Raw genomic sequence first — 26,151 nt, 5'->3', positions numbered from 1 at the left:
TCTCTTTTGAAATATGAGATACATGGAGATACCCATAAAAATAATTTAACCCGCGCCACCGCGCAGCAACATCCTGTACCAGCAAGAGTAGGGCAGCATTGTTTTGGGTCTACTGCATGAAAGGCCAGCCACCGTAAGGACTTCGTATGAACCGAGCACCCGCCATCGCCAGCCAACACGCTGAATTAACCATTCATGGCGTGAGTAAAAACTTTGGCGCATTTAGCGCTTTGCGCGATATCTCACTGGCCGTTAAAAAAGGCGAATTTGTTTGCTTATTGGGGCCGTCTGGCTGCGGCAAAACCACCTTGCTGCGTATTATTGCTGGCCTTGAATCGTGTGATCGCGGGCTGATTGCTCAAGCGGGCCGCGACATTACCCACGCCGCCCCCAATCAACGCGATTACGGCATTGTGTTTCAGTCGTATGCGCTGTTTCCCAATCTCACAATTGCACGCAATATCGCCTATGGCCTCAAGGGGCGCGCACAAGATCAGCAGCGCCGCGTCAGTGAATTACTCGATTTAATCGGCCTTTCGGCTTTGGCCGAACAGTATCCGTCGCAAATTTCTGGTGGCCAACAACAACGCGTTGCGCTGGCGCGCGCTTTGGCCACATCGCCGAATTTACTGCTACTGGACGAGCCGCTCTCGGCGCTCGACGCGCAAGTTCGCGCGCATTTACGCGGCGAAATTAAAGCGCTGCAACAGCAACTGGGCATCACCACCATCATGGTGACGCACGACCAAGAAGAAGCGCTCACCATGGCCGACCGGATAGTGGTGATGAATCATGGCGTCATCGAGCAAATTGGTACACCAGCTGAAATCTATCAACACCCTGCTAGCCGTTTTGTCGCCAGCTTTGTTGGCCATTGCAACTGGCTTCATACGCAGGCCGTCAGCAGCCAACAGGTGCAATTAGGTCGCCACACGCTGGCGACGCATCACGCCAACGCCTTGGTGCAAGGCCAACACTACGATGTGTTTATTCGCCCAGAAGACATTGAGCTATTGCCGCAATGGCGCAATGACCCGCAAGTGGGTTTAGGTAAATTGCGACAACTTGAGCTATTAGGCAGCGTTTATCGCCTACGGCTACTGGTCACTGAATGGGATGGCATTGAGCTAGAAGTTATTATTAGCCATCGCGAAATGGCGCAATTGCGCCTTGCCGAGCAGCAACTGATTCCGATTTATTTACCTGCCGACAAATTGCGCTGCTTTTTGCCCGAGGTGAGCGCATGAACCCAACACTCACCCTCGCCGCACCGCGCGCGCGCTGGCGCAATGAATACTGGGCCACGCTGATTGCTGGCGGCATTGTGCTGATTTTGCTGTTGATTTTAGCTGGCCCCCTATTGGCGATTTTAAGCCAAGCGTTGTTCGATCCTAAAACCGAGCAATGGGGCTTAGGCAGTATTGAAGCGGTACTCGATTCAGCCAGCTTGCTGCAAAGCTTATTCAATAGCGTCAAATTAGCGCTGATGAGCACGCTGATTGTGATTCCACTGGCGTATTTATACGCCGCCGCCCTCACTCGCTCGGCCATGCCGGCCAAAGGCAGCTTGCGAATGCTGGCCTTGATTCCGCTATTAGCACCGTCGCTATTACCGGGGATTGCACTGGTGTATTTATTTGGCAATCAAGGCTTGCTGAAGTCGTGGTTTCCTGACGGCAGTATTTATGGCTTTTGGGGCATTGTGATCGGCCAAGTGTTTTTTACTTTTCCGCACGCGCTGATGATTTTACTTACCGCTTTGCGCGTTGCCGATGGCCGCTTATACGAAGCGGCGAGCGCGCTCGGCGCAGGCCGCAGCCGGCAATGGTTTAGCGTGACTTTGCCTAGTGTTCGCTACGGCGTGTTGTCGGCGGCAGTGGTGGTGTTTACCTTGGTGATCACTGATTTTGGCGTCGCCAAAGTGATCGGTGGCTCATTTAATGTGCTGGCGCTCGAAGCGTATAAGCAAGTGATCGGTCAGCAAAACTTCTCGCGCGGCGCGGTCATTGGCTTGCTGCTCTTGGTGCCGGCGGTATTGTCTTTTGTGCTGGATCATTACGCCCAAAAAAAACAACAAGCGCTGCTCACGGCGCGAGCGCAAACACTCCATATCAAGCCCACCCCATGGCTAGATCGCTGCGCTTTATTGTTTTGCCTCGTCGTCAGTGGCGCCTTGCTGTTGATTCTAGGCACCGCCATCGCGGCGGCGTTGATTAAACAATGGCCGTATCAAATGCAACTGTCTTTGCAACATTTTAATTTTGATGATGTGGATGGCGGCGGTTGGAGTGCGTTTAGCAATAGCTTAAAAATGTCGGCGTATACCGCGCTATTTGGCTCGATTTTGGTGTTTACCGGTGCATGGCTTACCGAAAAAGTCGCCACTTGCCGTGGATGGCGACCCATCTTGCATCTCTTAGCCATGCTGCCAATGGCGGTGCCGGGATTGGTGCTGGGCTTGGGTTATGTGTTCTTTTTTAATCATCCAAGCAATCCGCTCCATGCGCTCTACGGCACGATGTCGATCTTGGTGCTGTGCTCGATCGCGCATTTTTATACCACCGCGCATCTCACTGCTGTCACCGCACTCAAGCAACTGGACGCTGAATTTGAATTGGTCGCCGCCTCGCTCAAAGTGCCGTTTTGGACCACCGCTTGGCGAGTCACGCTGCCGATTTGCCTGCCCGCTGGCCTAGAAATTGCGCGCTATTTCTTTATTGCCACCATGACCACGGTGTCGGCGGTGGTGTTTATTTATACCCCCGACACCATGCTGGCCTCGGTGGCGGTGCTTAATATGGACGACGCTGGCGACACTGCCGCTTCGGCGGCGATGGCGACCTTAATCGTCATCAGCTCCGCCGCCGCCTGCGCTATTTTTGCCGTGGTCAGTCATTTTTTACAACAACGCAGCCAACGCTGGCGGCGACAAGAATAAAGGAGGCAGAGCTCAAGCTCAGCGTAGCAACGAGTTGGTTTGGCTTAAGTATTCGTGGCTTTAAGTGCCTGCGGCACGGCCCCTGATCAGCGCGCAAACCCTTTGGGCTTTGTTCAGATTTGATGTTGATACGTTAAATCACAATCGTTTGAGTCGCGGGACTGTAGCTCCTTCCCCCTTGATGGGGGAAGGCTGGGATGGGGGTGTTGAGCTGCACGCCGTCGTATCACCCTCACCCTAACCCTCTCCCATCAAGGGAGAGGGTATGCCGCGATGCTTTAACCAGCATTAACACCTGAGCAGAACCAGTAGGTATTTAACTACCAGCTTTATTTAATATTGATCACACCGCAATACCCCCGCGCTTTAGCGCTTTTTTCGGGGATAAAAATTCATCTAGATGAAAGGACTATGATGCGCCAAGAAAAAATCTTACTCACTCCCGGGCCACTGAGCACCAGCTTGGCAACGCGCACCGCAATGCTCAAAGACTGGGGCTCATGGGATGGCGATTTTAATGCCCTAACCGCGTCGGTGTGTGCTGATCTATTGGCGATTGCCAACGGCCAAGCGCAGCACTGCTGCATTCCATTGCAAGGCTCAGGCACTTTTGCTGTTGAAGCGGCCATCGGTACGCTGGTGAGCAAGAGCAGCAAAATATTGGTGCTCAACAACGGCGCTTATGGGCAAAGAATGCAAAAAATCGCGCAGAAAATCGGCTTAAATGTGGCGACATTAAGCTGGCCTGATGGCGTGCCAGTCGATCCGGCGGCACTCGATGCGGCGCTGAGCGCCGATCCCAGCATTGGTTACGTGGGCTTGATTCATTGCGAAACCGCCACCGGCCTCTTAAACCCACTTAGCGACATCGCCGACATCGTCGCCAGCCATGGCGCCGAGCTGATTGTGGATGCGATGTCGTCTTTTGGCGCGCTGGACATTGATTTAGCGCGGATGCCGATTTGCGCGCTGATTGCCGCCTCGGGCAAATGCTTAGAGGGCGTTCCCGGCATGGGTTTTGTGATTGCCAAAACCAGCGCCATCGCGCTAGCCCATGGCAACAGTCCGTCGCTGGCGCTCGATTTGGCCGATCAATACGATTATTTACAGCGCACAGGGCAATGGCGCTTTACGCCGCCAACGCATGTGGTGGCGGCACTACGCGCCGCGATTGACCAGTATCAAGCTGAAGGCGGCCGCCTTACTCGCCTAGCGCGCTATACCGCCAATGCCAAGGTATTAATCGAATCTTTAAGCCAAGCCGGTTTAGCTTTATTTTTAGCGCCTGAGTTACAAGCGCCAATTATTTTGACCTTCCACGCGCCGCGCCATCCCGAATATCAATTTGCCGCTTTTTATCAAGCGATGAGCCAGCGCGGATTTTTACTCTATCCGGGCAAACTCACCACGGTAGAAACCTTTCGCGTTGGCTGCATTGGCGCCATTGACCCCGCGCAGTTGCAACAAGCCGCGCACGCCATCATCGACGTCCTCACTCAATTGGGTTGGTTAAACAGCCAGCCCAAGCACTCAACTATCCAATAAGGAAATCCAACATGCTCAACACACACGCTTATACCGGTCCTTTGCAAGCGGTTATTTTTGATTGGGCAGGCACCGTGCTCGATTTTGGCTCATTCGCCCCTACCCAAGTCTTAGTTGCAGCTTTTGCACAATGCGGCATCGCAATCACCTTGTCCGAAGCACGCGTGCCGATGGGCTTAGCCAAATGGGATCACATCAAAGCCGTTGGCCGACTCGCGAGCGTTGCTGCGCGCTGGCAAGCTCAATATGGTCGCGAAATGAACGACGCCGACGTGGACCATCTCTATGCGCTGTTTATGCCGCTGCAAATTGCGCATGTGGGCGAGTTTTCGCAACCGATCACCGGCGCCATCAACACCATTAAACAATTGCGTGAGCACGGCCTTAAAATCGGCAGTTGCACCGGCTACCCACGCGCAGTGATGAACGCGCTGCAGCCCATCGCCACACAATATGGCTTTACACCGGATTACACCGTCGCTGCCGATGACCTTAAAGCCGGCGCCCGCCCGGGGCCGTGGATGGCGCTGGCCAATGTAATTGAGCTCGGCATCAGCCATGTTGCCGCCTGCGTTAAAGTCGACGACACCGTGCCGGGCATTGCTGAGGGTTTAAACGCGGGCATGTGGACCGTCGGTTTAGCCATTAGCGGCAATGAAGTGGGCCTCACTGAAAACGACTGGCTGGCGCTCACGCCCAGCGAGCAAGCGCCGTTGCGCGAACAAGCCACGGCCAAACTCAGCGCCGCTGGCGCGCATTTTGTCATCGACAGCATCGCGGATTTACCCCGCGTGATCACACAAATCGAATACGCTTTAGCGCAAGGCCAACGGCCATGAGTGAAACTTTTCAACCTTGGTGGTTTGCCGATGCGCTAGCGCAAGAAAACCGCCCGCCACGGCCAAGCTTGAATGGCACACACCACGCTGATGTGTGTATTGTCGGCGGCGGTTATACCGGTTTGTGGACGGCGATTTTACTTAAACAACAGCAGCCCGAGCTGCAGATTGTCATCATCGAAAAAAACCTGTGCGGCAGTGGCGCATCGGGGCGCAATGGCGGTTGCGTGCTAACTTTAGCCCCCAAATTAAGCACGCTGACGCGGCTATTTGGTGAAGCTGAAGCCGTCAAAATTGTCAAAGCCTCAGAAGCCGCCGTCTACGCTATTCAGGACTTTTGTGCGCAGTATCAGCTGCAAGCCGATCTGCGTATTGACGGCGCGCTCTATACCGCCACTAATCGCGCACAAAGCGGCAGTATGGATGGCGTATTGGCGGCGCTCAACGCGCATGACATCAATAGCTGGCAGACTTTAGATCGCGATGAAGTGCAAAAAATCGCCGGTTCAACTCGGCATTTATCTGGGGAATTTTCGCCAATTGCCGGCAGCGTGCATCCGGGGCTGTTGGTGCGCGGCATGGCGCGCGTTGCCGAATCCTTGGGTGTGCTGATTTATGAAAACACCAGCATGCAGCGCATTGAATACGGTGAGCCAGCGCGCGTGGTGACCAGCGATGGCGAGATTGTCGCCCAGCACGTGGTGTTGGCGATGAATGCGTGGATGGCCAGCCAGTTTCGCCAATTTGCACGCAGCATTGCCATTGTGTCGTCCGATATGGTGATTACCGAGCCCTGCCCCGAAGCAATCCAAGCCCTTGGCCTCACGCATGGCGCGTCGATTTGCGATTCGCGGATATTTGTTCATTACTATCGCAGCACCAGCGATGGCCGTTTAATGCTCGGCAAAGGCGGCAATACCTTTGCTTTTGGCGGCAAAATGCTGGCCGAATTTGACCAAGCTAGCCGCTACCAAGCCCAGCTAACACAAACGCTGCACGACTATTTCCCGCGTTTGGCTGAGGTGCCAATTGCCGCTTCGTGGAATGGTGCGTCCGATCGATCCGTCACCGGTTTGCCGTTTTTTGGGTTTCTCGATCAACAGCCCAATATTTGCTACGGCTTTGGTTATTCCGGCAACGGCGTGAGCACCTGCTATTTGGGCGGGCAGATTTTAAGCAGTATGGTGCGAGGGGAAAAAGACGGTTGGGCGCAATGCGCCTTGGTCAGCGGGCCATTGGGTTACTTTCCGCCCGAGCCAATACGCTGGCTAGGCAGTATGTTGGTACGCAACGCCATCCGCCGCAAAGAAGCCTGCGAAGACAACGATCAACGCCCGATGTTTTTTGACAAAATCCTCGCCCGCTTTGCCAACGCCGCCGGAAAGTCGGACAAAGCCTAAGTCACCAACGAATCTACCGCGTGCGCAAATCCCGAAGATTTGCATACCCTACTGGGGTATTTTGTGCCATCGCTTTATATTCAAAGCCTATGGCCATATACCCAATATGCCAACAGAGCTTGCGCACGCGGCACGACGCCTCATTTTTTGCGTGATTAAATGAATCACGCCAGCGCACATTAGCCGCAATACTTTCGCAGGAAAACGGCTTCATTCCAGCGTCTTAAACGCAAAATATGTATTTTTTACAATCATTAATGATTGTTTTACGATCATTTTAATCATATTCTGCGAATCTCTTTGCTGCCGATGCGAAATAATGACACCGATTAAAATGGCGCAAACCAGCCAAAAGCTGGCCTACTTTTCTTTATGCCTAGCCTTAACGATTTTGCTCTTGAACGCCGCCTTTTGGCTGTTTCCGACATTGGCCGCATTCAGCCAACAAGCAGGTTTGGGGTTTTTACTCACTGAACGAGCGCAAGCCTATATAAACCCACTGACGGCGCTGCCCATGTGGCAAGTGGCTGGCGCGATTGTGTTGTCGAGCATTCCACTGCTGGCGATGAGCTTTGGTCTATTCCATTTACGCGCGCTATTTCAAACCTATGCCCGTGGCGACTATTTTTCGCTGGCCGCGGCCAGCCACTTAGGTAAAGTGGCGCATGCCGCAATCGGCTGGGCAGTGCTGGATTTTATTTGCTCGCCGCTGCTGATTTTATGGGTCACGATGCTCAATCCAGTCGGGCAACGTGTACTGAGCATTAGCCTAACGCCTGCCAGTTTGATGCTGGTGTTTTTAGGGCTGAGCCTGAGCGTTATTGCGCATATTTTGCAGCAAGCCAGTGCATTGGCCACAGAAAATCAGCAGTTCGTGTGAGCCGCAATATGCAAATTTTAGTCAAACTCGATGTGATGCTGGCCGAACGAAAAGTGAAGTCCAAAGACCTCGCTCAGCATATTGGAATTACTGAGCAAAATTTATCGCTACTGAAACAAGGCAAAGTCAAAGGCTTGCGCTTTTCGACTTTGCTGGCGATTTGCGATTTTCTCGATTGCCAGCCCGGTGATTTATTGCAATTTAGCCGCGATAGCCCGCCCGACCATGAAGCCAGCGATTAATACGCCCCCCGCAGCCATCGCCACGCCTCACTGGCGCTGGCTTTTGCTGCTCTCAGTCATTCTGCATGCGGCGGTGCTTATTGGCTGGCCTAGCAGCCAGCCAGTCCCTCCCCTTCAAGCGCCGCTGGTTTTCACAGTATTAGCCACGCCCATCGTGAAACCGCCCAAACCTATCCCCCCGCGCCAGCCATCAAGCCACAGCCTCGCACTCGCCCTACAACACGAATGGTCCCTGTTCGCCCTGCTGCTGAAATACAAGCGAACACGGTTCGCTCTAAACTCAGTACGCTTAATCGTTTATCGGCCAGCAGCATGGATGCCGAAAAACCCATAAATCAAGCCTTAAATCTTGCTCTGCCGAGCGAAGCCATCCCGCCAGAGCGGCAACAATTAGTCAATCGCCCGCAAAAGCCAACTCAACTCAATACGCAACTTAACGAACACGAAACCACGCTGAGCAAAGATTTGAAAAAAGCCACTCGCCGCGATTGTCGCAACGCCTATCGCAGCATGGGTTTATTGGCGATTCCGTTGTTAATTAAAGACAGCGTGAATGATGAAGGCTGTGATTGGTAAGTGACCAGAATTCGCGCAATCCATCTTCTTGCGCCAAGGCAAGTATTGCGGCTAGGGCTGTGGCACACTGATAGCCTGCCTTGTACATTTGCCATTATGAATCTTGCTACCGCCAAAACCATTGTCACCCACTGGGATCAACCGATTATTCGCCAGCTGTTTTGGTATTTAATCATTCCAGCGTATGTCGAAATCCAGCGCGCCGATCCAGCCACGTTTGCTTATCGCAACGCCAAGGGCTTCGCCTATCGCTGGCTATTTTTATGGCAATTGGTGCTGTCGGTGCTGATTTTAATGGCAGTGAATACCATAAGCGCCAGTTGGCCAAGCGAGAGTTTGGCCGGCCATTTGCTGCTGATTGTGAAGCTGATCAACGCTTATTTTATTGCCATGTATGGCGTCTGGGCTTTGGCGTATTGGTCAATGAAAATCCCGCGCTAGGATTTTATACCTCTGGCGTAATCACCAATTGAATCGCATGGGCGGCAAAGCGCGTAATGCCGTACTCAATCACTTGCCCGTGATCGTCTTGATAAACACTCTCGACATACAGTACCGGCTGGCTTTTGGGTTGCGCCAATTGCGCGGCCACTTCAGCGCGCGGAATGCGGGCGGTAATTTTGGATGACTTTCTGCTCATGCTCACTACCCCTGCGGCGCGCAACGCTTCACTCATTGCGCCATGCTCGGCCAGCAGTAGATTAAAACCAGCAAAGCGTGGCAAAGGCAGGTATTCGGTGCAAACACCCACCACTTGGTCGGCAACGAAATCCAGCGCTTCGATTTTTAACACTTCACTACCGGCGGCAATTTCGAGTTGCTGGCACACCTCATCACTGGCAATGATGACGTCACTGCGTAAAATTTGGCTTGCCCCACTCAAGCTTTGCGCAGCCAAGCTGTGCGAAAAGCGCCCGCGCCGCCCCATTTGGTAATCAATTAAATCTTCTTGCACAAAAGTGCCGCGCCCTTGCTCGATCCGCACCAAGCCTTGGCTTTCTAAAGCTTGTACCGCACGGCGTACGGTATGCCGGTTGACGGCAAAGCGCTGCGCCAAGATCGGCTCAACCGGCAATTGACCGCGTAAGGTTTTTTGGGCAATTTCTTCAGCTAATAAGGTGGCGATTTGCTGCCATTTGGGCGGGGTCTTTGGCATGGTCATCCTCTAAGGTGCTACGCCATTATACGATGTGCTGATGACGTCTAGACGAAAGAAAAATGACAAGGCCATGTAACGAATAGACTCCGCGTTGCCATCCGTAATCACTCCGGCCCTAGCGCTCGAATCGGATCGACTTGAACTGCGATTTTTTGCCTCAAGCAAAAATCGCAGTTGAGCAGGCCAAATGGGTATTTTCACCACGCAATGGCAGCCCATCGTCTAGTCTGTTGGCAGGCAGTACCCGTTTCAGGTCTGCCCTTTTCGCTGAGCTTGTTTGCTGAATCTGTCTCAATAAGGATATTGCGATGAAAAAACTAACCCTCACTGCTGCTGTATTAATCGCTATTGCCGCACAAGGCGCTTTTGCGGCCACCGCCAGCGGTACGGCGAGCGCCAAAAAACCCGTTGCTAAATGGATGTGCGAAGACTTTCTCGCTGTTGATGAAAGCTATCAGCCTAAAGCAGTCTATTTTGCTGAAGGCTTTAATAAGAAAAACAAACCCGTTGATTCAGTGATGGACGTCGATGGCATTGAAAAAATCGTGCCTATGGTCATTCAAGAATGCAAAAAAGACCCGAAATCATCGTTCTGGAGCAAAGTAAAATCGAGCTGGGCCAAGGTTAAAGCCGACATGTAATTGGCATGATTACCGTAGTGGCATAGCCAAACAAGCCAGATTTTATCTGGCTTTTTTTACGGATACCGTCAGTACTCAGCTATAAATAACAACAACGGTAACGGATAAAAAAAGCCAGCAGCGTAGGTATCTCAATGAAAATGAATATAAATAGGGCCACGAAGGCAATACCTACGACCTATTGATATTGGGTTTACGCTCAAAACCCATCACGTCAACAGCCTCTAAGCGATCACGAAGGAGTTCGACATGAGTAACAATCAAACCCTGCGCCAACGCCAAGCAGCGGCCACACCGCGCGGCGTGGGCGTGATGGCGCCATTTTTTATTGAACGCGCACTCAATGCCGAGCTGTGGGATGTGGAAGGCCGCCGTTTTATTGATTTTGCCGGTGGTATTGCGGTACTCAACACTGGGCACTGCCACCCCACAGTCAGCGCCGCAGTGCAAAAGCAACTCGCCGCTTTTACCCATAGCTGTTATCAAGTTGTGCCGTATGAATCGTATATTGCCTTGGCAGAACGCATTAATGCCTTAACACCGGGGACGCATGCCAAAAAAACCGCTTTTTTTTCTAGCGGCGCCGAAGCGGTCGAAAACGCAATCAAAATCGCCCGTGCCGCCACCGCTCGCAGCGCGGTGATTGCTTTTACTGGCGGTTTTCACGGCCGAACGATGATGGGCATGGCGCTCACCGGTAAAGTGACGCCGTATAAAGTCGGCTTTGGCCCCTTCCCCGGCGAGGTGTATCACGCGCCTTTTCCGCAAGAATTACACGGCGTGAGCATCGAGCAATCGCTGCAAAGACTCAATGAGCTGTTTAAAGCCGATGTCGATCCGCAGCGCGTGGCGGCGATTATTTTTGAGCCGGTGCAAGGCGAAGGTGGCTTTTATATTGCACCGCCAGAATGGCTACGCGCGCTGCGGCAATTATGCGATCAACACGGTATTTTGCTGATTGCCGATGAAATCCAAACTGGCTTTGCCCGTACCGGACAATGGTTTGCGATGCAGCATTACGATGTATTGCCCGATTTAATGACGCTGGCCAAATCATTAGCCGGCGGCTATCCATTATCCGCCGTGTGTGGCCGCGCCGAAATCATGGACGCACCCAGCCCAGGCGGCCTAGGTGGCACCTATGCCGGCAACCCGCTGGCCATTGCCGCCGCACACGCGGTATTAGATGTGATCGAGACAGAACAACTCAATCAACGCGCCAATCAACTCGGTGATCGACTCCAAGCGCGCTTGCAAATCATCGCCAGCGCCGTGCCGCACATCGCGCAAATCCGTGGCTTGGGTGCGATGGTGGCCATTGAATTAATTGACCCGGCGACGGGTGAGCCTGACGTTGCCAAAACCAAAGCCATTCAAGCGCACGCCTTAGCCCAAGGTTTAATTCTGCTAAGCTGTGGTACTTACGCCAATGTAATCCGCTTTTTATTTCCACTGACCATCGAAGACACGGTCTTTGCTGAGGCGCTGGATATATTAGAGGCGGCACTAAAGGGGAATGCAGATGTTGCAACTTGATGATCCAACCCTGCTGCGCGAACACGCACTGATCGACGGGCTGTGGCAATCGGCCGACGATGGCGCAACGCTGGCGGTTCATAATCCGGCGGATAATTCGCCAGTGGCCATGGTGCCTTGCATGGGCGTTGCTGAGACACAACGCGCCATTTTTGCCGCACAAGCGGCGCAAATCGAATGGCGCGCGCGGTCGGGCAAAGAGCGATCGATTGTTTTGCGCCGCTGGTTTGATTTACTCATGCAGCATCAAACCGATCTCGCCAAAATCATGACCGCCGAGCAAGGTAAACCCTTGGCCGAAGCCAAAGGCGAAATCGCCTATGCCGCCAGCTTTATTGAATGGTTTGCCGAAGAAGCCAAGCGGCTAGATGGCCATGTATTGCAGCATCCACAAGCGGATAAACGCATTTTGGTCCTCCGCCAAGCCATTGGCGTAACGGCAGCCATTACCCCGTGGAATTTCCCCGCCGCCATGATTGCGCGTAAAGCTGGGCCAGCGCTCGCTGCGGGCTGCAGCATGGTGATTAAACCCGCCAGCCAAACACCACTCACCGCTTTGGCCATGGCCGAGCTCTCATTACGCGCCGGTATTCCGGCTGGGGTGTTTAATGTGATTACCGGCAAGGCCAGCGAAATCGGTGGCGAGCTCACCCGTAATCCGATTGTGCGCAAACTCAGCTTCACTGGCAGCACCGCCGTTGGCAAAGCCTTAATGGCGCAATGCGCCGATACCATTAAAAAAGTGTCTTTAGAGCTGGGCGGCAATGCGCCATTTATTGTGTTTGAAGATGCCGATCTGGATGCCGCTGTGGCCGGGGCAATGATTGCCAAATTTAGAAATGCCGGACAAACCTGCGTCTGCGCCAACCGGATATTGGTGCACGACGCGGTGTATGACGAATTTAGCCACAAGCTACGCGTCGCAATGCAAGCGCTCAAAGTGGGCAATGGCATGGATTCAGACGTCATGCTCGGGCCTTTGATTGACGATAAAGCGATTGCTAAAGTCCAAGAACACCTGAGCGATGCACTCGAGCATGGCGCACAGCTCTTGCTCGGCGGTGGTCTAGATGCTTTAGGTGGCCGTTTTTTCCAACCGACTTTGCTCAGCCATGTCACCACCGCGATGAAAATCGCCCACGAGGAAACCTTTGGCCCGGTGGCACCGCTATTTCGTTTTTACCACGAGCGCGAAGCGATTGATTTGGCCAATCACACCGAATTTGGTTTAGCCGCGTATTTTTATAGCCGCGATATCGGCCGAATTTTCCGCGTGGCCGAAGCGCTGGAGTCCGGCATGGTGGGTATCAATACCGGCTTGATCTCGAATGAAGTCGGCCCATTTGGCGGCATCAAACAATCAGGTCTAGGTCGGGAAGGCTCGCGCTTTGGCATCGATGATTATGTTGAATTAAAGTATCTGTGTGTTGCTGGCTTGTAAGTCACTCCAACCGATTAAATTGACCAAAAAAACATCCATCAGGGCAAGCATCTCTGATGGATGTTTTTATTGAGTCAACCCGCAGCAAATGTCACTGGATGCGCAGCAAGCCATTGCCATTCCTCATCGGTAAACAAGCGCGAACGCGTTAAAAATCGACGTCCGGTGCCACTTTCTAAAGAAAACATCCCACCCATTCCAGCCACCACATCGATGTTTAATTGCGTGTGCTGCCAGTATTCAAACTGCGAAGTACTCATATAAAACGGCGCACCGCCAATATCGCCCAAATACACATCACCCGCCCCCACCTGAAACTCAGTACGCGAAAAACACATCGGTGCGCTGCCATCACAGCAGCCACCCGATTGATGAAACAGCAAAGCACCATACCGCTGCGCTAGCGAATCAATTAACTGCAATGCGGCCTCGGTGGCGATCACTCGCGGCACGACTAGATCTATATTTGTCATTGAAATTCTCCTGAGCGATCCATACACAGGATCGCCCAGCGGATTTTAGAAAAAACCCAGCGCTTGATTGGAATAGCTCACGAGTAAGTTTTTAGTTTGTTGATAATGATCGAGCATCATTTTGTGATTTTCTCGACCGATACCCGATTGCTTATAACCACCAAAAGCCGCGTGGGCCGGATACGCGTGATAGCAATTGGTCCAAACTCGGCCCGCTTGAATCTCACGGCCAAAACGATACGCCTGATTGATATCTCGGCTCCAAACACCAGCTCCCAAACCGTATAAAGTGTCGTTGGCGATTTCTAGCGCTTCTGCTTCGGTTTTAAAGGTGGTGACCGAGACCACAGGGCCAAAAATTTCTTCTTGGAAAATCCGCATTTTGTTATGCCCAACAAAAATCGTTGGTTGGATATAAAACCCTTGGCCCAATTCGCCATCGAACCGTGTTGCCTCACCGCCGGTTAAGCATTTGGCACCTTCTTGTTTGCCTAAATCTAAATACGACAGGATTTTTTCAAACTGTTCTTGCGATGCTTGCGCGCCAATCATGGTATTGCCATCGAGTGGATGACCTTGACGAATCGCTTTCACCCGCTGCACCGCCCGCTCCATAAATTGCTCGTAAATGGATTCTTGAATCAAAGCGCGTGATGGGCAGGTACACACCTCGCCTTGGTTCAGTGCAAACATCGCAAAGCCTTCGAGTGCTTTATCAAAATAAGCGTCATCGGCTTGCATTACATTGGCAAAGAAAATATTCGGGCTTTTACCACCCAATTCGAGTGTGGCCGGAATCAGGTTTTGACCGGCGTATTGCATAATCAAACGACCGGTCGTGGTTTCTCCGGTAAAGGCAATTTTGGCAATGCGTTTACTACTGGCTAGCGGTTTACCCGCTTCTAAACCATAGCCATTAACGATATTGAGTACCCCTGGCGGTAATAAATCAGCAATCAACTCCGCCAACACCAAGATCGAAGCTGGCGTTTGCTCAGCCGGTTTTAACACCACGCAATTGCCTGCGGCCAATGCCGGAGCGAGCTTCCAAGTGGCCATTAAAATCGGGAAGTTCCACGGAATAATCTGCCCAACCACGCCCAGCGGCTCATGAAAGTGATACGCCACCGTATCATGATCAATTTCTGAAATACCGCCTTCTTGCGCACGAATTGCGCCAGCAAAATAACGAAAATGATCAATCGCCAACGGGATATCGGCGGCGCGTGTTTCACGGATCGGTTTGCCATTGTCGATGGTTTCGGCCACGGCCAGCATTTCTAAATTGGCCTCCATCCGATCGGCAATCTGATTCAATATGCGAGCGCGTTCCGCTGCGCTAGTACGGCCCCATGCCCCTTTAGCGGCATGCGCGGCGTCGAGCGCCATTTCAACATCTGCCGCTTTCGATCGAGCCACTTGGCAAAAAACTTGTCCGGTAATCGGCGTGATATTGTCAAAATATTCGCCATCAAGCGGCGCTTGCCATGTGCCATTAATAAAATTGCCATACTGCTGACGATAAGGAAATGCAATATTCAAAAACTTCATTTCAGCATGGTTCATTTTGCTCTCACTCCTAAGCGAGGAAATATAAAAACTGCACTCAATCCCGCGCCAACAGTTGCTCCCAATACCGTTGAGCATCATCGGCTCAAAGCATGCGGAGCCGCTTTGATTCACTGCCCGTTGACTGTTGCGCCAACAATGAATTGCAAAAGCCATGCCAAGTTTTTAAATCACGCTTAACCTATGATTTCATTGGGTTTATTTTTTTATCTCGCTAAATAAAAGACCTAAATTGTGTCAATTTGGAACAACTGTACTGCACAGCTGTTACAGTCCAACAGCAGCAAGTGTTGCGTTTTTTAATCGGACAGACACACAATAAATCTCAGTCTTTGCGCCACACAATCAACCCAGATCAATCCCTGATTCATCCTTTGCAAGGAGCTTGTTGTGGATCAATTTGAACTCAGCCAATCGCCGCATTTATTGGCAGCGCATCAACGCTCACAGCAATATGGTTTGGATGCGGTGACGCAAGCTGACTATGTGATTTTATCGGCCAAGCAACTACAAGCGCAGCAAGAAGAGCAGCGTGGTTTTTATCTACAAGCTTTGCCGGTACTGAGTACGCTCTACCAACAAATCGCTAAAAGTCACAGCACGATTGTGCTCACTGACGCCAATGGGCTGGTGCTGCATGCCTTGGGTGAAGATCAGTTTTTAGCCAAAAACCACAAAGTCGCCCTCAAGCCTGGCGCAATTTGGAGTGAGCAATATCAGGGCACCAACGCCATCGGCACAGCATTGGCCGAGCAACGCGCCATCACCGTCCATGCCGAGCAACATTTTTTACGCGCCAATCAAGTCCTCACTTGCGCCAGCGTGCCGATTTTTAGTCCCGATTCCAGCTTGCTTGGCGTGATTGATGTAACCGGCGATTACCGCAGTTACCATGCATCGACGCTGTCGTTAATTAAAATGTCAGCACAAGAATTAGAAAATAAAATCCTGTATCACACCTTTCGTAATGCCCTTTATATTAGTTTTCATAGCCGAGCTGAATTTATGGGCACAGCGATGGAAGGCATTTTGGTGTTTGATGTCGATGGACACTGCTTGGCCGCCAATCAAAGCGCGCTGTTTCAGCTCGGTGCTGCTGCGCCAATGCCATTTGTTCATTGTTTTGATGCGCGCCAACAATCGATCAACGACATCCTCAGCGCCTGCCGCGTTAATCCTGCGCAGCTGACACTCACTTTGCACAATGGCATGCGTATTGCGGCCATTGCCCGCTTTGCGAACACGCCGCAAGCGACGCTCAGCAAACGTTTTTCACACTTAAATTACCTCAATACCGGCGACAGCCAAGTGGCCCGGATTATTGAGCGCGTCAGCAAAGTATTAGGCCATGGCATTCCGATTTTAATTACCGGCGAAACCGGCAGCGGCAAAGAGCTACTGGCGCAAGCCATTCATAAAGACTCACCGCAAGCGAGCAAGAATTTTGTTGCCGTCAATTGCGCGTCGATCCCTGAATCACTGATTGAATCTGAATTATTTGGCTACGCAGAAGGCGCATTTACTGGCGCCAAACGCAGTGGCAACCACGGCAAAATCATTCAAGCGCATGGCGGGACTCTATTTTTGGATGAAATTGGTGATATGCCCTTGGCTTTGCAAGCGCGCTTACTGCGGGTGTTACAAGAAAGAGAAATCACGCCGCTGGGCAGTGATCGTTCAATTGCCATAGATATGGCACTGATTTGCGCCACCCACCGTGATTTAGCCGCGCAAGTGGCGCAAGGCTTGTTTCGCGAAGATCTGTATTATCGAATTCAAGGACTCACCGTAAAACTACCACCGGTGCGCGAACGTGGGGATTTGGCGATTGTGATCCGCAAAATGTTGCATAGCTTAGGCCAAAAAGAACTGTCATCTGCCGCGCTGGCGTTGTGCTTAAACTACGATTGGCCGGGCAATTTTAGACAGCTCTACACGGTATTACGCACTGCAGCGGTCTTGGCTGGCGATGAAAAGCAACTCGATATTGCGCATTTTCCGGATGATTTTATCGACGCGATTGCGGCCAACCATCAGCAAGCAAAACATTTACACACGCTCTCAACGCAAGCCATTCAAGCGGCGATTAGCGAGCACCATGGCAATATCTCGGCCGCCGCCCGCGCTCTGGGCATTTCGCGCAATACGGTTTACCGCAATAAATGATTGAGATTAAAACGGCACAACTGATTCATCAGCATCACCGTTTCATCGTTGCTATTAAGATTTTTAATCTATGTTTACAGGGTATATTGATGCAGGTTATATAAATATTAACCCCCATCAATATACCCGCCAAAGTAGCATGTCGCTGTACTATCATGCTCTGAGGTAAACCAGTCATTCGTTCAGCAATTAAACGCTCACGCCACCCGTGCCAAATGCTTCGGCATGAATTCGTTCACTCGGTACACCCAATGCCTGCAGCGATTTAATTTGTGCCTGCATAAACGCCAAAGGGCCACACAAATAATAATCGGCATCCGGCAAAATCACCCGATCAGCGAGCTTGGCCAAATCAATTGGCCCAAGGTGATGGCTGGCTGCTGGATCGGCGTGATCATAAAACACCGTCGCGGCGAAATTAGCCTTGGCCGCAGTCAATTGCTGCACCTGCTGTTTAAATGCATGCACTTCCGGATTGCGGCAAGCGTGAACTGCGCTCACTTGGCGCTCAGTGCCGGTGGCATGCAGATGCTGCAGCATCGCCATCATCGGGGTAATCCCAACGCCACCGCTGATCAATACCACGGGACTACTGCGATCGGTATGCAAGACAAAATCGCCAGCCGGTGGGGCCACGTCAATCACGTCACCCACTTCAATCGTGCGGTGTAATAGGTTTGAGACTTGCCCAATGATTTGTTGGTTTTGCTCACGCTTGACTGAAATGCGCAAATAATCTTGCCCCGGCGCATCCGACAAGCTGTACTGCCGTGGCTGCATCAATTGCCACTCAGGCACAAACATCCGCACCGAAATATATTGCCCCGGCAAATAATCCGGCACGGTACCGCCATCGGCTGGGCGTAAATAAAACGACGTGATTTCACTGCTTTCAACTACTTTTTTTGCCACCACAAACCCACGCCAGCCCGTCCAGCCGCCGTTTTTAAATGCCGCTGCGGCATACAATTGCGCTTCTTCGGCAATCAATACATCCGCCAGTTGGCCATACGCCGCCGCCCAAGCGGCGATCAACTCATCGGTGGCGGCAGCACCCAGCACTTCACGGATCGACGCCAATAAATGATGGCCAACAATCGGATAATGCTCAGGGCGGATGCCCAAACTAATGTGTTTATTGGCAATGCGCGTGAGTACCGGCGCCAACACACTCGGGTTATCAATGTGCTCGGCATACGCGGCAACCGCCATCGCTAAGGCTTGTTGCTGAGCACCAGACTGCTGATTACCTTCGTTAAAAATCTGTTTTAACTCAGGATTATGCTGAAACATACGTGCATAAAAATGCGTGGTTAACGCTACGCCATGCTGTTTAAGAATCGGCGCGGTGGCGCGAACTAAGTCACGATCAGTCAAATTAAGCATGGTTATTCCTACATCAGTTTATAAAGATGTATTTATTATACATATTTATAAATATAAGAAAAGACACGGCATTGCGGTATTTTGCCGCGTCTAGCATCGCAATACTAAAAGTAAGGATTTATGCTTTAGTGATTCACTGCTTGAGCGATTTCAACTCGCCCTCGGCCCAGCTTTTTGGCCTGCAATAAAGCGTCATCTGCCCGCTGAATCAAATCACAGGCACTGCATGACGTCTCAGCCGGCATGGTAGCCACGCCAATACTCGCGGACATCGTAATGGTTTGCTGATTGATTAATAATGGTGTGTTTTGAATGGCCAGTAAAATCGCATTGGCTTTTTCAACCGCGTGCTCGTGTTGAATATCAGGCAACACAATAATAAATTCATCACCGCCATAGCGGCCTAAATGATCATAAGAGCGTAAGCAAAACTTAATCAGCCGCACAAATTCAATCAATAACTGATCACCAACTGGATGGCCGAACTGATCATTGACTTGCTTAAAATAATCCACATCCACCATCATTAAAGCCAAAGGTATATGGCTGCGCCCAGCACGCGCCATTTCGCGCTTGAGCAAATCCATAATGGCGCCACGATGCCAAATATTGAGTAAAGGATCGAGCAAAGACGCGCGTTTCACTTCGCACAATTCAGCAAACATCATTTGCTGCGATTCGCTTAATTCTCGCGTTAAAAATACTTGCTCTACCCAGCTGCCCAAATCATTCAAACAATGGCGTTCTTCATCAGAAAGTACACGGGGCATATGGTCAATAATGCATAAAGTGCCAACATTATGCCCATCGCTATTTTTTAATGGCCGACCGGCATAAAAAATAACATAAGGCGCATCCAGCACCAGCGGATTATCGGCAAAACGAATATCTTGACGCGCATCGGGAATGACAAATAAGCCTTCACCCGCAATTGCATGTCCACAGAACGACACATCCCGTCCGGTTTCTCTCACCGGTAAACCCATGCAGGATTTAAACCACTGCCGGTTTTCATCAATGAGCGACACCAAAACAATCGGCACATTAAACACCCGCTTAGTCATGCGAACAACGCGATCGAAGACCTCTTCGTCGGGCGTAGAGAGCAATAACATCTTACGCAATGAGGCAATTCTTTCGTCTTCATTGCTCGGGATGGGGGCCGGTAACATGCGTACTCCAAAACTAAATTGATTGATAAAGAATGATAACTCGCTCAACGCCTGTCGCTAAAAATGACGCTGGTGAATTTTGCAATGCACAGCGCTAAATCAAAAAATACTGCATTGCTAAAAATATTGATCACGCATTCAACCATCATTCATTACACAAAACAATGTTAGAACTTACTTATCAACAAAACAAACAGCACCGTCATTGCACCAGCGCTCAGGGGCAAAACATGGCAATGCGCCAGCATCGATCAGCCGCAAATTAAACCGCAACGCACTTGAGACTAGCCCGTTGGCGGTATTACTGCAAAGCGCAGGACTACAGCGGCAAAAATCCGGATAATGCGCGCTAAATCAATATGCGCGCTATTAAAGGAATTCTGCCATGGAAATTAAGGTTAACTTTCTCGATAAGCTTCGTCTTGAAGCCAAGTTCGATGATTTCACAGTGGTGGCCGATCAGCCGATCCGCTACAAAGGCGATGGCTCGGCACCGGGTCCGTTCGACTACTTTTTAGCGTCATCGGCGTTGTGCGCGGCGTATTTTGTGAAATTGTATTGCGATACGCGCGGTATTTCGACCGAGCATATTCGTCTATCGCAAAACAATATTGTTGATCCTGAAAACCGCTATCAACAAATCTTCAAAATTCAGGTGGAATTACCCAAAGAAATCTCAGACAAAGATCGGCAAGGCATTTTGCGCTCGATTGAGCGCTGCACGGTCAAAAAAGTCGTGCAAACCGGACCTGAATTTGTCATTGAAGAAGTCGATAATCTCGACGCCGATGCGCAGGCTTTATTGACCTTAAATCCCGATGCGGACGCCGCCACCTATATCGTTGGCAAAGATCTACCGCTCGAGCAAACCATCGCCAATATGTCCGGCCTATTGGCCAACTTGGGCATGAAGATTGAAATCGCTTCGTGGCGCAATATCATCCCCAATGTTTGGTCGCTACATATTCGTGACGCACACTCGCCAATGTGTTTTACCAATGGCAAAGGCGCAAGCAAAGAAAGCGCTTTGGCCTCGGCCTTGGGCGAATTTATCGAGCGACTCAACTGCAATTTCTTTTATGCCGGCCAGTTTTGGGGCACCGACATTGCCAACGCCGAGTTTGTGCATTATCCGAACGAGCGCTGGTTTCAGCCGAGCCCCAACAATGCGCTACCGACTGAAATCCTTGATGACTATTGCCTGCCGATTTTCAACCCCGATGACGAGCTACTCGGCTCGCATTTGATTGATACCAATTCGGGCAATACGGCGCGCGGCATCTGCTGCTTACCGTTTGTGCGTCAGTCAGACGGCGAAACGGTGTATTTCCCGAGCAATTTGCTCGAAAACCTGTTTGTGAGTAATGGCATGAGCGCCGGCAATACCTTGGCCGAAGCGCAAGTGCAATGCCTATCAGAAATCTTTGAGCGCGCAGTGAAACGCGAAATTCTCGAGGGCGAAATCACGCTGCCGGATGTGCCGCAAGCCGTGCTGGAAAAATACCCAAGCATTCTGGCTGGCATTCAAGGCTTAGAAGAGCAAGGCTTCCCAGTCATCGTGAAAGACGCATCGCTGGGCGGATTGTATCCGGTAATGTGCGTCACGCTAATGAACCCGCGTACTGGCGGCGTATTTGCCTCATTTGGCGCGCATCCGAGCTTAGAAGTCGCCTTAGAGCGCAGTTTGACTGAACTGCTGCAAGGCCGCAGTTTTGAAGGTTTAAATGATTTACCTCGGCCAACGTTTGAGAGCCAAGCTTTGACTGAGCCCAATAACTTTGTCGAGCATTTCATTGATTCGAGCGGCATTGTGTCTTGGCGCTTTTTCAGTGCCAAAGCGCAGTATGAATTTGTTGAGTGGGATTTTTCTTCTCAGGGCGACAACGCCAATGCCGACGAAGCGGCCACCCTGTTCGGCATTCTGGCCGACATGGGCAAAGAAGCCTATATGGCGGTGTACGATCAACTCGGTGCCATCGCCTGCCGCATTTTGGTACCTGGCTATTCGGAAATTTACCCAATCGAAGACTTGGTTTGGGATAACACCAATAAAGCACTATTGTTCCGCGAAGATATTTTGAACTTGCATCGCCTAAGCGATGTGCGTCTGGTCGCACTGCTCGATCGTTTAGAAGACAACGAGCTGGGCGATTACTCCACCATCACCGACTTGATTGGCATTGCCTTTGATGAAAATACCGTTTGGGGTCAACTCACCGTACTCGAACTCAAACTATTGATTCATCTGGCCTTGCATCAATATCCGGAAGCGCATGAGCTCGTCGGTGCTTTCTTGCAATACAACGACAACACCCTTGATCGCGTGCTGTTCTATCAAGCAATGAATGTGGTGCTGGAAGTTGAGATGGATGATGAAATGGAACTGGCCGACTATGAGGTTAACTTCCGCCGCATGTTTGGCAATGAACGGATCGACGCGGTGATCGGCTCAATCAACGATACCATCCGCTTTTACGGCTTGACCCCAACCAGCATGCAACTAGAAGGGCTTGATCGCCACCAGCGCATCATCGACAGCTACCAAAAACTGCACACCGCACGCGCGAATGCAGCGGGAATGTCGAACACTTAAGCTTTAAGCATTGTTGATAGGTATATGGCTGTAAATGTTTATTGATCATATTTTCAGCCATATACATACATAAAATGTAGGATGGCTACCGCAGAATTTTGGCGAAACCCATCGATGCACCATAAAAAAACCCTCAAAACAATTGAGGGTTTTTTTTATGGCTATTGACTGCTGATTAAACCGTCTGGGCTCAGAACGGGATATCGTCTTCAAAGTCGTCAAAATTACGCGCCGGTTTTGCTGCAGCTTGCTGTGGTGCTTGGCGTGGCGCTTGTTGTTGCTGTTGCACTGGGGCGCTGTATTCTTGGTTGAAATCATCGCCACCACCTTGTTGGTTGTAACCACCGCCGGCGTTACCACCGGTATCACCACGCCCGCCGAGCATTTTCATTTCATCAGCGATAATTTCAGTAGTGTAGCGATCAGCACCGGTTTGCTTATCTTGCCATTTGCGGGTTTGCAAACGACCTTCGATATACACGCTACTGCCTTTTTTTAAGTATTGACCGGCAATTTCAGCCAAACGGCCATACATGCTGATGTTATGCCATTCGGTTTTTTCTTGCTTTTGGCCAGATTGCTTGTCTTTCCAGCTCTCAGTGGTGGCAATCGAAAAATTACATACCGCATTGCCATTGGGCATAAAGCGCGTTTCTGGGTCTCTACCCAAATTACCAATTAGCAATACTTTATTTAATGAGGCCATTCATTTGCTCCAGTTTTTTAATTCAATTCAATTTTTACGGCTAGCACCGCACAATTTATGTCGTAGCGATATTGGTTTCAGCAATGAGTCGATCCACTTCAGCTTCGTCATAGCCCGCTTGCATCACTTTGAGCAGGGCGACACGCTCGTCGATCAAAACCACCGCTTCTTTTACACCATCAATGGCGCCTAGTTTAGCAGACAGTCGGCCTACATCGCCTGACCATTCCTCACCAATATGGAACATTTTGGTTTTTACCGGCAGTGGCGCTTGCATTCCCCAAGAGACTAAAAGCCAGAAGGCCATGAGTAATGCGCATAGCGCAAACACCGGCATAGGGCTTTGAAACTCTTGGTATAAATACCCTGCCAAAGCCGAGCCCATAAACATACTCGCCGCTTGGCAAGTGTTGTAAACGCCCATCGCCGTGCCTTTGGCGGCGGTCGGCGCGATTTTAGAAATCAACGACGGTTGGGTGGCTTCTAAAATATTAAAGGCAATAAAATACACCCCTAGCCAAACCACAATCCACGTTAAGCTCGGCATCCATAAGGTCATGCCCAGTTGCGCGGCAAACATCAGCGCGATGGCAAATAAAAACACTTCTTTAAGATGATTTTTTTTCTCGCCATAAATAATCGCCGGCACCATCAGCACAAAGCCGATCAACACAACGGGCAAATACACCCACCAATGATGAGCCACATCGATGCCACCAATTTGCTTAAGCAGCAAGGGCATCACGGTAAACATGGCCATTTGCGACGCGTGTAGCGCAAAAACACCGTAGTTCAAACGCAGTAATTGCGGGTCTTTTAGCACTTGCGGCAAGCGGCTGGTATTGGCTTCGGCATCAGAATGAAAACGCGACACCGCGGGATTGGGTACCACCTTCCACACCCCAATCAAGGCGGCAATAGTCAGCCCCGCGGTGAGTAAGAAAATCCCCGGCAAGCCAATCCATTCAGCGAGCTTGGGCGCAGCCACCAGAGAAATAGCAAAGGTTGACGCAATGGAAGCGCCAATCATCGCCATTGCTTTAGTGCGATGCTCTTCGCGGGTTAAGTCAGCCAATAGCGCGGTCACGGCCGCCGAAATCGCCCCAGCCCCCTGCACTGCACGGCCCACAATCAACCACGCAATATGGTCCGCCATGGCGCACATAATTGAGCCGATAGCAAACAGCGCCAAGCCGATATAAATGACTTTTTTGCGGCCGACATGATCCGACCACATACCAAATGGCAATTGCAGCAAAGCTTGCGTTAAGCCATAAGCGCCAAAGGCCAAACCGACCATGGTGTGATTTTCACCGCCGGGCAAATGCCCCGCGTAGACCGCAAACACCGGCAAGATCAAAAACATACCCAGCATGCGAAGTGCGTACAGCCCAGCTAGGCTGCTTGCGGCGCGCAATTCTAACGCCGACATAGTAGGAGAAACAGACATCAGCAGCCACATCAACAAAAGGATGGGCGATTTTAACAGCTCAGCCTCAGGATGGCAGTGTTTGCTTTGTGATTGATCAAGAATATCTATGCCATGACTGACAAGATTTAATCGACCTTATCTGGGTATATCGCCAAAGCTTATTAAAATCAAAGCCTACAACTTAATACCTATTGGCTATAGATTTTTGCTTCGCCACTGCGGCTTACGCAATATTCACAGCAAGCCAGGCGTAGCATGCGCGGGGCAATCAACTGTCGCCAGCGAAGTCCAATACGCCTTGCCAGCGCGAAATGGCAAGGCATCGCTGATGTATCCGTGCCACGGTTTCAGCCTACGTTTTCAGACGTCACGATGGCCTGCGCGGCAAGCACAGCATCGGCCACGCTTTGAAAATCGGCATCCACTTGCGCCAATTGTGCGAATTTATTCGCAAACCACGCCGCATCGTACCAAGCGACATTCTGGCTATGCTTTACATCGTCCCACAAAGAAAAAAACCAGCGCCGCGCCGCAAAGCCATCGGCCAGCGGCTGATGCTCGAGATAGGTTTCCAATAAACGCCAATCGGGAAACGCATCCGCCAAATGAAAAATATCCTGCTCACGATGGCGAAATGCCACATCGCACGGATCAATCGCTGCAACCGGCAAGCCGCTACTGGCGTCATATAAAAAATTACAGGCATGGGGATCATCATGGCACAGTGACGATGGCCCCGTAATCGGTGCTAACAACCGTTCACGCTCTGCCCAAAGCTTGGCAAACGCACTGCGTAATTCAGCAGAAAACGGCGAGGCCGTGGTATTCAAGCCAGCCAGCAATGGCCGCGTCCACGATTCAAAGGCAGGTAAAAACGCTGGCGTGAACTCGCCATTAGCATGTTCAAAACCTCGCGCATCACTCACGGCATGCCACGCCAACATTTGCTCAACAATCTGCTGCGCCGTTTGTGCCGGATTAGGCAAAGGATTGGGTAATTCCCAAGCAGGAACGCCCAATAAGCGCGGCATCAGCAAGGTATCGAGTTTGCCATGCTCACTCCAAATCTCGCGATGCTCTAAAACCTCGGGCATCGGCAATACGCTATGTGGGCGTAAGCGATTCAAGGCGGTCACCTCCGATGCCAAACGCCCAGCTTGCCGAGAAAATTTAACGACAAACTCACCCTGCTCGGCTCGCAGCAACACCACATGCCCATAAAAAGACGGAATTTCTTGCGTTACTTGCGGATTGGCTAAGCCCGCTTGCGCCGCAAAGGCCAATGCTGGCACTGGGTAAAACGAAGGATTCATCGCATTCACAGTATTTACCTCGTACTTATGTTTTAAGGCTCGAGTAACCTTCACTTAATATGGCTATTGCAAGCCCAGCTCGCGCCAACTATAAAGTACAAATCAATATTTTGAATTTTTAGCGACTTCGCACAATCAGGAGTG

Annotated in this window: 22 protein-coding genes; 14 read left to right on the top strand and 8 right to left on the bottom strand. The window is 51.0% G+C overall.

The features are described 5' to 3' along the window. The first annotated feature begins 146 nt into the window (after nucleotides 1–146). The 9 genes from HQN60_RS08760 to HQN60_RS08720 all read left to right on the top strand — a co-directional run bounded on the left by HQN60_RS08760 (nucleotide 147) and on the right by HQN60_RS08720 (nucleotide 8,861). Nucleotides 147–1,247 carry a putative 2-aminoethylphosphonate ABC transporter ATP-binding protein gene (locus HQN60_RS08760; RefSeq protein ID WP_173533287.1) on the top strand — a complete coding sequence of 367 codons (1,101 nt, stop codon included), beginning with the start codon at nucleotides 147–149 and terminating at the stop codon, nucleotides 1,245–1,247. Next, entirely contained in the window at nucleotides 1,244–2,938 is a 1,695-nt protein-coding gene (locus tag HQN60_RS08755) for a putative 2-aminoethylphosphonate ABC transporter permease subunit (RefSeq protein ID WP_173533286.1), read from the top strand. The genes HQN60_RS08760 and HQN60_RS08755 overlap by 4 nt, the downstream gene beginning before the upstream one ends. 411 nt (nucleotides 2,939–3,349) lie before the next feature. Continuing rightward, nucleotides 3,350–4,483: a 2-aminoethylphosphonate--pyruvate transaminase gene (locus tag HQN60_RS08750; protein ID WP_173533285.1), complete on the top strand. Its 1,134-nt coding sequence runs from the start codon at nucleotides 3,350–3,352 to the stop codon at nucleotides 4,481–4,483. 11 nt (nucleotides 4,484–4,494) lie between these two features. Further along, nucleotides 4,495–5,322: a phosphonoacetaldehyde hydrolase gene (gene phnX / locus HQN60_RS08745; RefSeq protein ID WP_173533284.1), complete on the top strand. Its 828-nt coding sequence runs from the start codon at nucleotides 4,495–4,497 to the stop codon at nucleotides 5,320–5,322. Further along, entirely contained in the window at nucleotides 5,319–6,722 is a 1,404-nt protein-coding gene (locus HQN60_RS08740) for an FAD-dependent oxidoreductase (RefSeq protein WP_173533283.1), read from the top strand. Before phnX ends, HQN60_RS08740 begins: the two co-directional genes overlap by 4 nt. Nucleotides 6,723–7,041: 319 nt before the next feature. Next, nucleotides 7,042–7,602, top strand: a complete 561-nt coding sequence (locus HQN60_RS08735) for a DUF2975 domain-containing protein (RefSeq protein WP_173533282.1) — start codon at nucleotides 7,042–7,044, stop codon at nucleotides 7,600–7,602. Nucleotides 7,603–7,610: 8 nt separating this feature from the next. After that, nucleotides 7,611–7,844: a helix-turn-helix domain-containing protein gene (locus tag HQN60_RS08730; protein ID WP_173533281.1), complete on the top strand. Its 234-nt coding sequence runs from the start codon at nucleotides 7,611–7,613 to the stop codon at nucleotides 7,842–7,844. 225 nt (nucleotides 7,845–8,069) lie between these two features. After that, complete coding sequence (locus HQN60_RS08725; RefSeq protein ID WP_173531754.1) at nucleotides 8,070–8,420, top strand: hypothetical protein; 351 nt, start codon at nucleotides 8,070–8,072, stop codon at nucleotides 8,418–8,420. 96 nt (nucleotides 8,421–8,516) lie between these two features. Beyond that, nucleotides 8,517–8,861 carry a hypothetical protein gene (locus HQN60_RS08720; protein ID WP_173533280.1) on the top strand — a complete coding sequence of 115 codons (345 nt, stop codon included), beginning with the start codon at nucleotides 8,517–8,519 and terminating at the stop codon, nucleotides 8,859–8,861. A 4-nt stretch (nucleotides 8,862–8,865) separates the two neighbouring features. Here HQN60_RS08720 and phnF read toward each other — a convergent pair whose 3' ends face one another. Then, nucleotides 8,866–9,576, bottom strand: coding sequence for a phosphonate metabolism transcriptional regulator PhnF (phnF, locus tag HQN60_RS08715; RefSeq protein ID WP_173533279.1), 711 nt, complete (start codon nucleotides 9,574–9,576; stop codon nucleotides 8,866–8,868). Nucleotides 9,577–9,887: 311 nt separating this feature from the next. Between phnF and hdeA the strand changes: the two genes are divergently transcribed. The 3 genes from hdeA to HQN60_RS08700 all read left to right on the top strand — a co-directional run bounded on the left by hdeA (nucleotide 9,888) and on the right by HQN60_RS08700 (nucleotide 13,197). Continuing rightward, a complete protein-coding gene (hdeA, locus tag HQN60_RS08710) occupies nucleotides 9,888–10,220 on the top strand; it encodes an acid-activated periplasmic chaperone HdeA (RefSeq protein ID WP_173533278.1) in 333 nt (110 codons plus the stop codon). A gap of 249 nt (nucleotides 10,221–10,469) precedes the next feature. Next, entirely contained in the window at nucleotides 10,470–11,756 is a 1,287-nt protein-coding gene (gene gabT / locus HQN60_RS08705; RefSeq protein WP_173533277.1) for a 4-aminobutyrate--2-oxoglutarate transaminase, read from the top strand. Then, the gene (locus HQN60_RS08700; protein WP_254456603.1) at nucleotides 11,743–13,197 is read left to right on the top strand and encodes an NAD-dependent succinate-semialdehyde dehydrogenase; all 1,455 of its coding nucleotides are present in this window, start codon (nucleotides 11,743–11,745) and stop codon (nucleotides 13,195–13,197) included. Before gabT ends, HQN60_RS08700 begins: the two co-directional genes overlap by 14 nt. A gap of 74 nt (nucleotides 13,198–13,271) precedes the next feature. Here HQN60_RS08700 and HQN60_RS08695 read toward each other — a convergent pair whose 3' ends face one another. Together HQN60_RS08695 and adh are read right to left on the bottom strand one after the other, a co-directional pair. After that, entirely contained in the window at nucleotides 13,272–13,670 is a 399-nt protein-coding gene (locus HQN60_RS08695) for a DUF779 domain-containing protein (protein WP_173533276.1), read from the bottom strand. A gap of 45 nt (nucleotides 13,671–13,715) precedes the next feature. Further along, nucleotides 13,716–15,236 carry an aldehyde dehydrogenase gene (gene adh / locus HQN60_RS08690; RefSeq protein WP_173533275.1) on the bottom strand — a complete coding sequence of 507 codons (1,521 nt, stop codon included), beginning with the start codon at nucleotides 15,234–15,236 and terminating at the stop codon, nucleotides 13,716–13,718. Between the two features lie 393 nt (nucleotides 15,237–15,629). Here adh and HQN60_RS08685 point away from each other — a divergent pair, with 393 nt between their 5' ends. After that, complete coding sequence (locus HQN60_RS08685) at nucleotides 15,630–17,405, top strand: sigma-54-dependent Fis family transcriptional regulator (protein ID WP_217390075.1); 1,776 nt, start codon at nucleotides 15,630–15,632, stop codon at nucleotides 17,403–17,405. A 189-nt stretch (nucleotides 17,406–17,594) separates the two neighbouring features. Here HQN60_RS08685 and hmpA read toward each other — a convergent pair whose 3' ends face one another. Together hmpA and HQN60_RS08675 are read right to left on the bottom strand one after the other, a co-directional pair. Further along, complete coding sequence (gene hmpA, locus HQN60_RS08680; protein ID WP_173533274.1) at nucleotides 17,595–18,791, bottom strand: NO-inducible flavohemoprotein; 1,197 nt, start codon at nucleotides 18,789–18,791, stop codon at nucleotides 17,595–17,597. Nucleotides 18,792–18,916: 125 nt separating this feature from the next. Next, nucleotides 18,917–19,963 (bottom strand): sensor domain-containing diguanylate cyclase, encoded by a 1,047-nt coding sequence (locus tag HQN60_RS08675; protein WP_173533273.1) that lies wholly within the window; start codon nucleotides 19,961–19,963, stop codon nucleotides 18,917–18,919. A gap of 385 nt (nucleotides 19,964–20,348) precedes the next feature. Here HQN60_RS08675 and HQN60_RS08670 point away from each other — a divergent pair, with 385 nt between their 5' ends. Then, nucleotides 20,349–22,556: an OsmC domain/YcaO domain-containing protein gene (locus tag HQN60_RS08670; protein WP_173533272.1), complete on the top strand. Its 2,208-nt coding sequence runs from the start codon at nucleotides 20,349–20,351 to the stop codon at nucleotides 22,554–22,556. A 190-nt stretch (nucleotides 22,557–22,746) separates the two neighbouring features. On the opposite strand, the gene ssb is transcribed toward HQN60_RS08670, so the two are convergent. The 3 genes from ssb to HQN60_RS08655 form a co-directional block, all read right to left on the bottom strand. Continuing rightward, on the bottom strand, nucleotides 22,747–23,262 hold the full coding sequence (ssb, locus tag HQN60_RS08665) for a single-stranded DNA-binding protein (protein WP_173533271.1): 516 nt from the start codon (nucleotides 23,260–23,262) through the stop codon (nucleotides 22,747–22,749). A gap of 55 nt (nucleotides 23,263–23,317) precedes the next feature. Continuing rightward, nucleotides 23,318–24,712 carry an MFS transporter gene (locus HQN60_RS08660; protein WP_254456602.1) on the bottom strand — a complete coding sequence of 465 codons (1,395 nt, stop codon included), beginning with the start codon at nucleotides 24,710–24,712 and terminating at the stop codon, nucleotides 23,318–23,320. 329 nt (nucleotides 24,713–25,041) lie between these two features. Next, nucleotides 25,042–26,007, bottom strand: coding sequence for a phosphotransferase (locus HQN60_RS08655; RefSeq protein WP_254456717.1), 966 nt, complete (start codon nucleotides 26,005–26,007; stop codon nucleotides 25,042–25,044). Nucleotides 26,008–26,151 lie beyond the last annotated feature (144 nt).

Origin of the sequence: Deefgea piscis (assembly GCF_013284055.1) — a bacterium.
Classification (GTDB): Bacteria; Pseudomonadota; Gammaproteobacteria; order Burkholderiales; family Chitinibacteraceae; genus Deefgea; species Deefgea piscis.
This window is presented reverse-complemented; position numbering and strand designations above follow the sequence as displayed.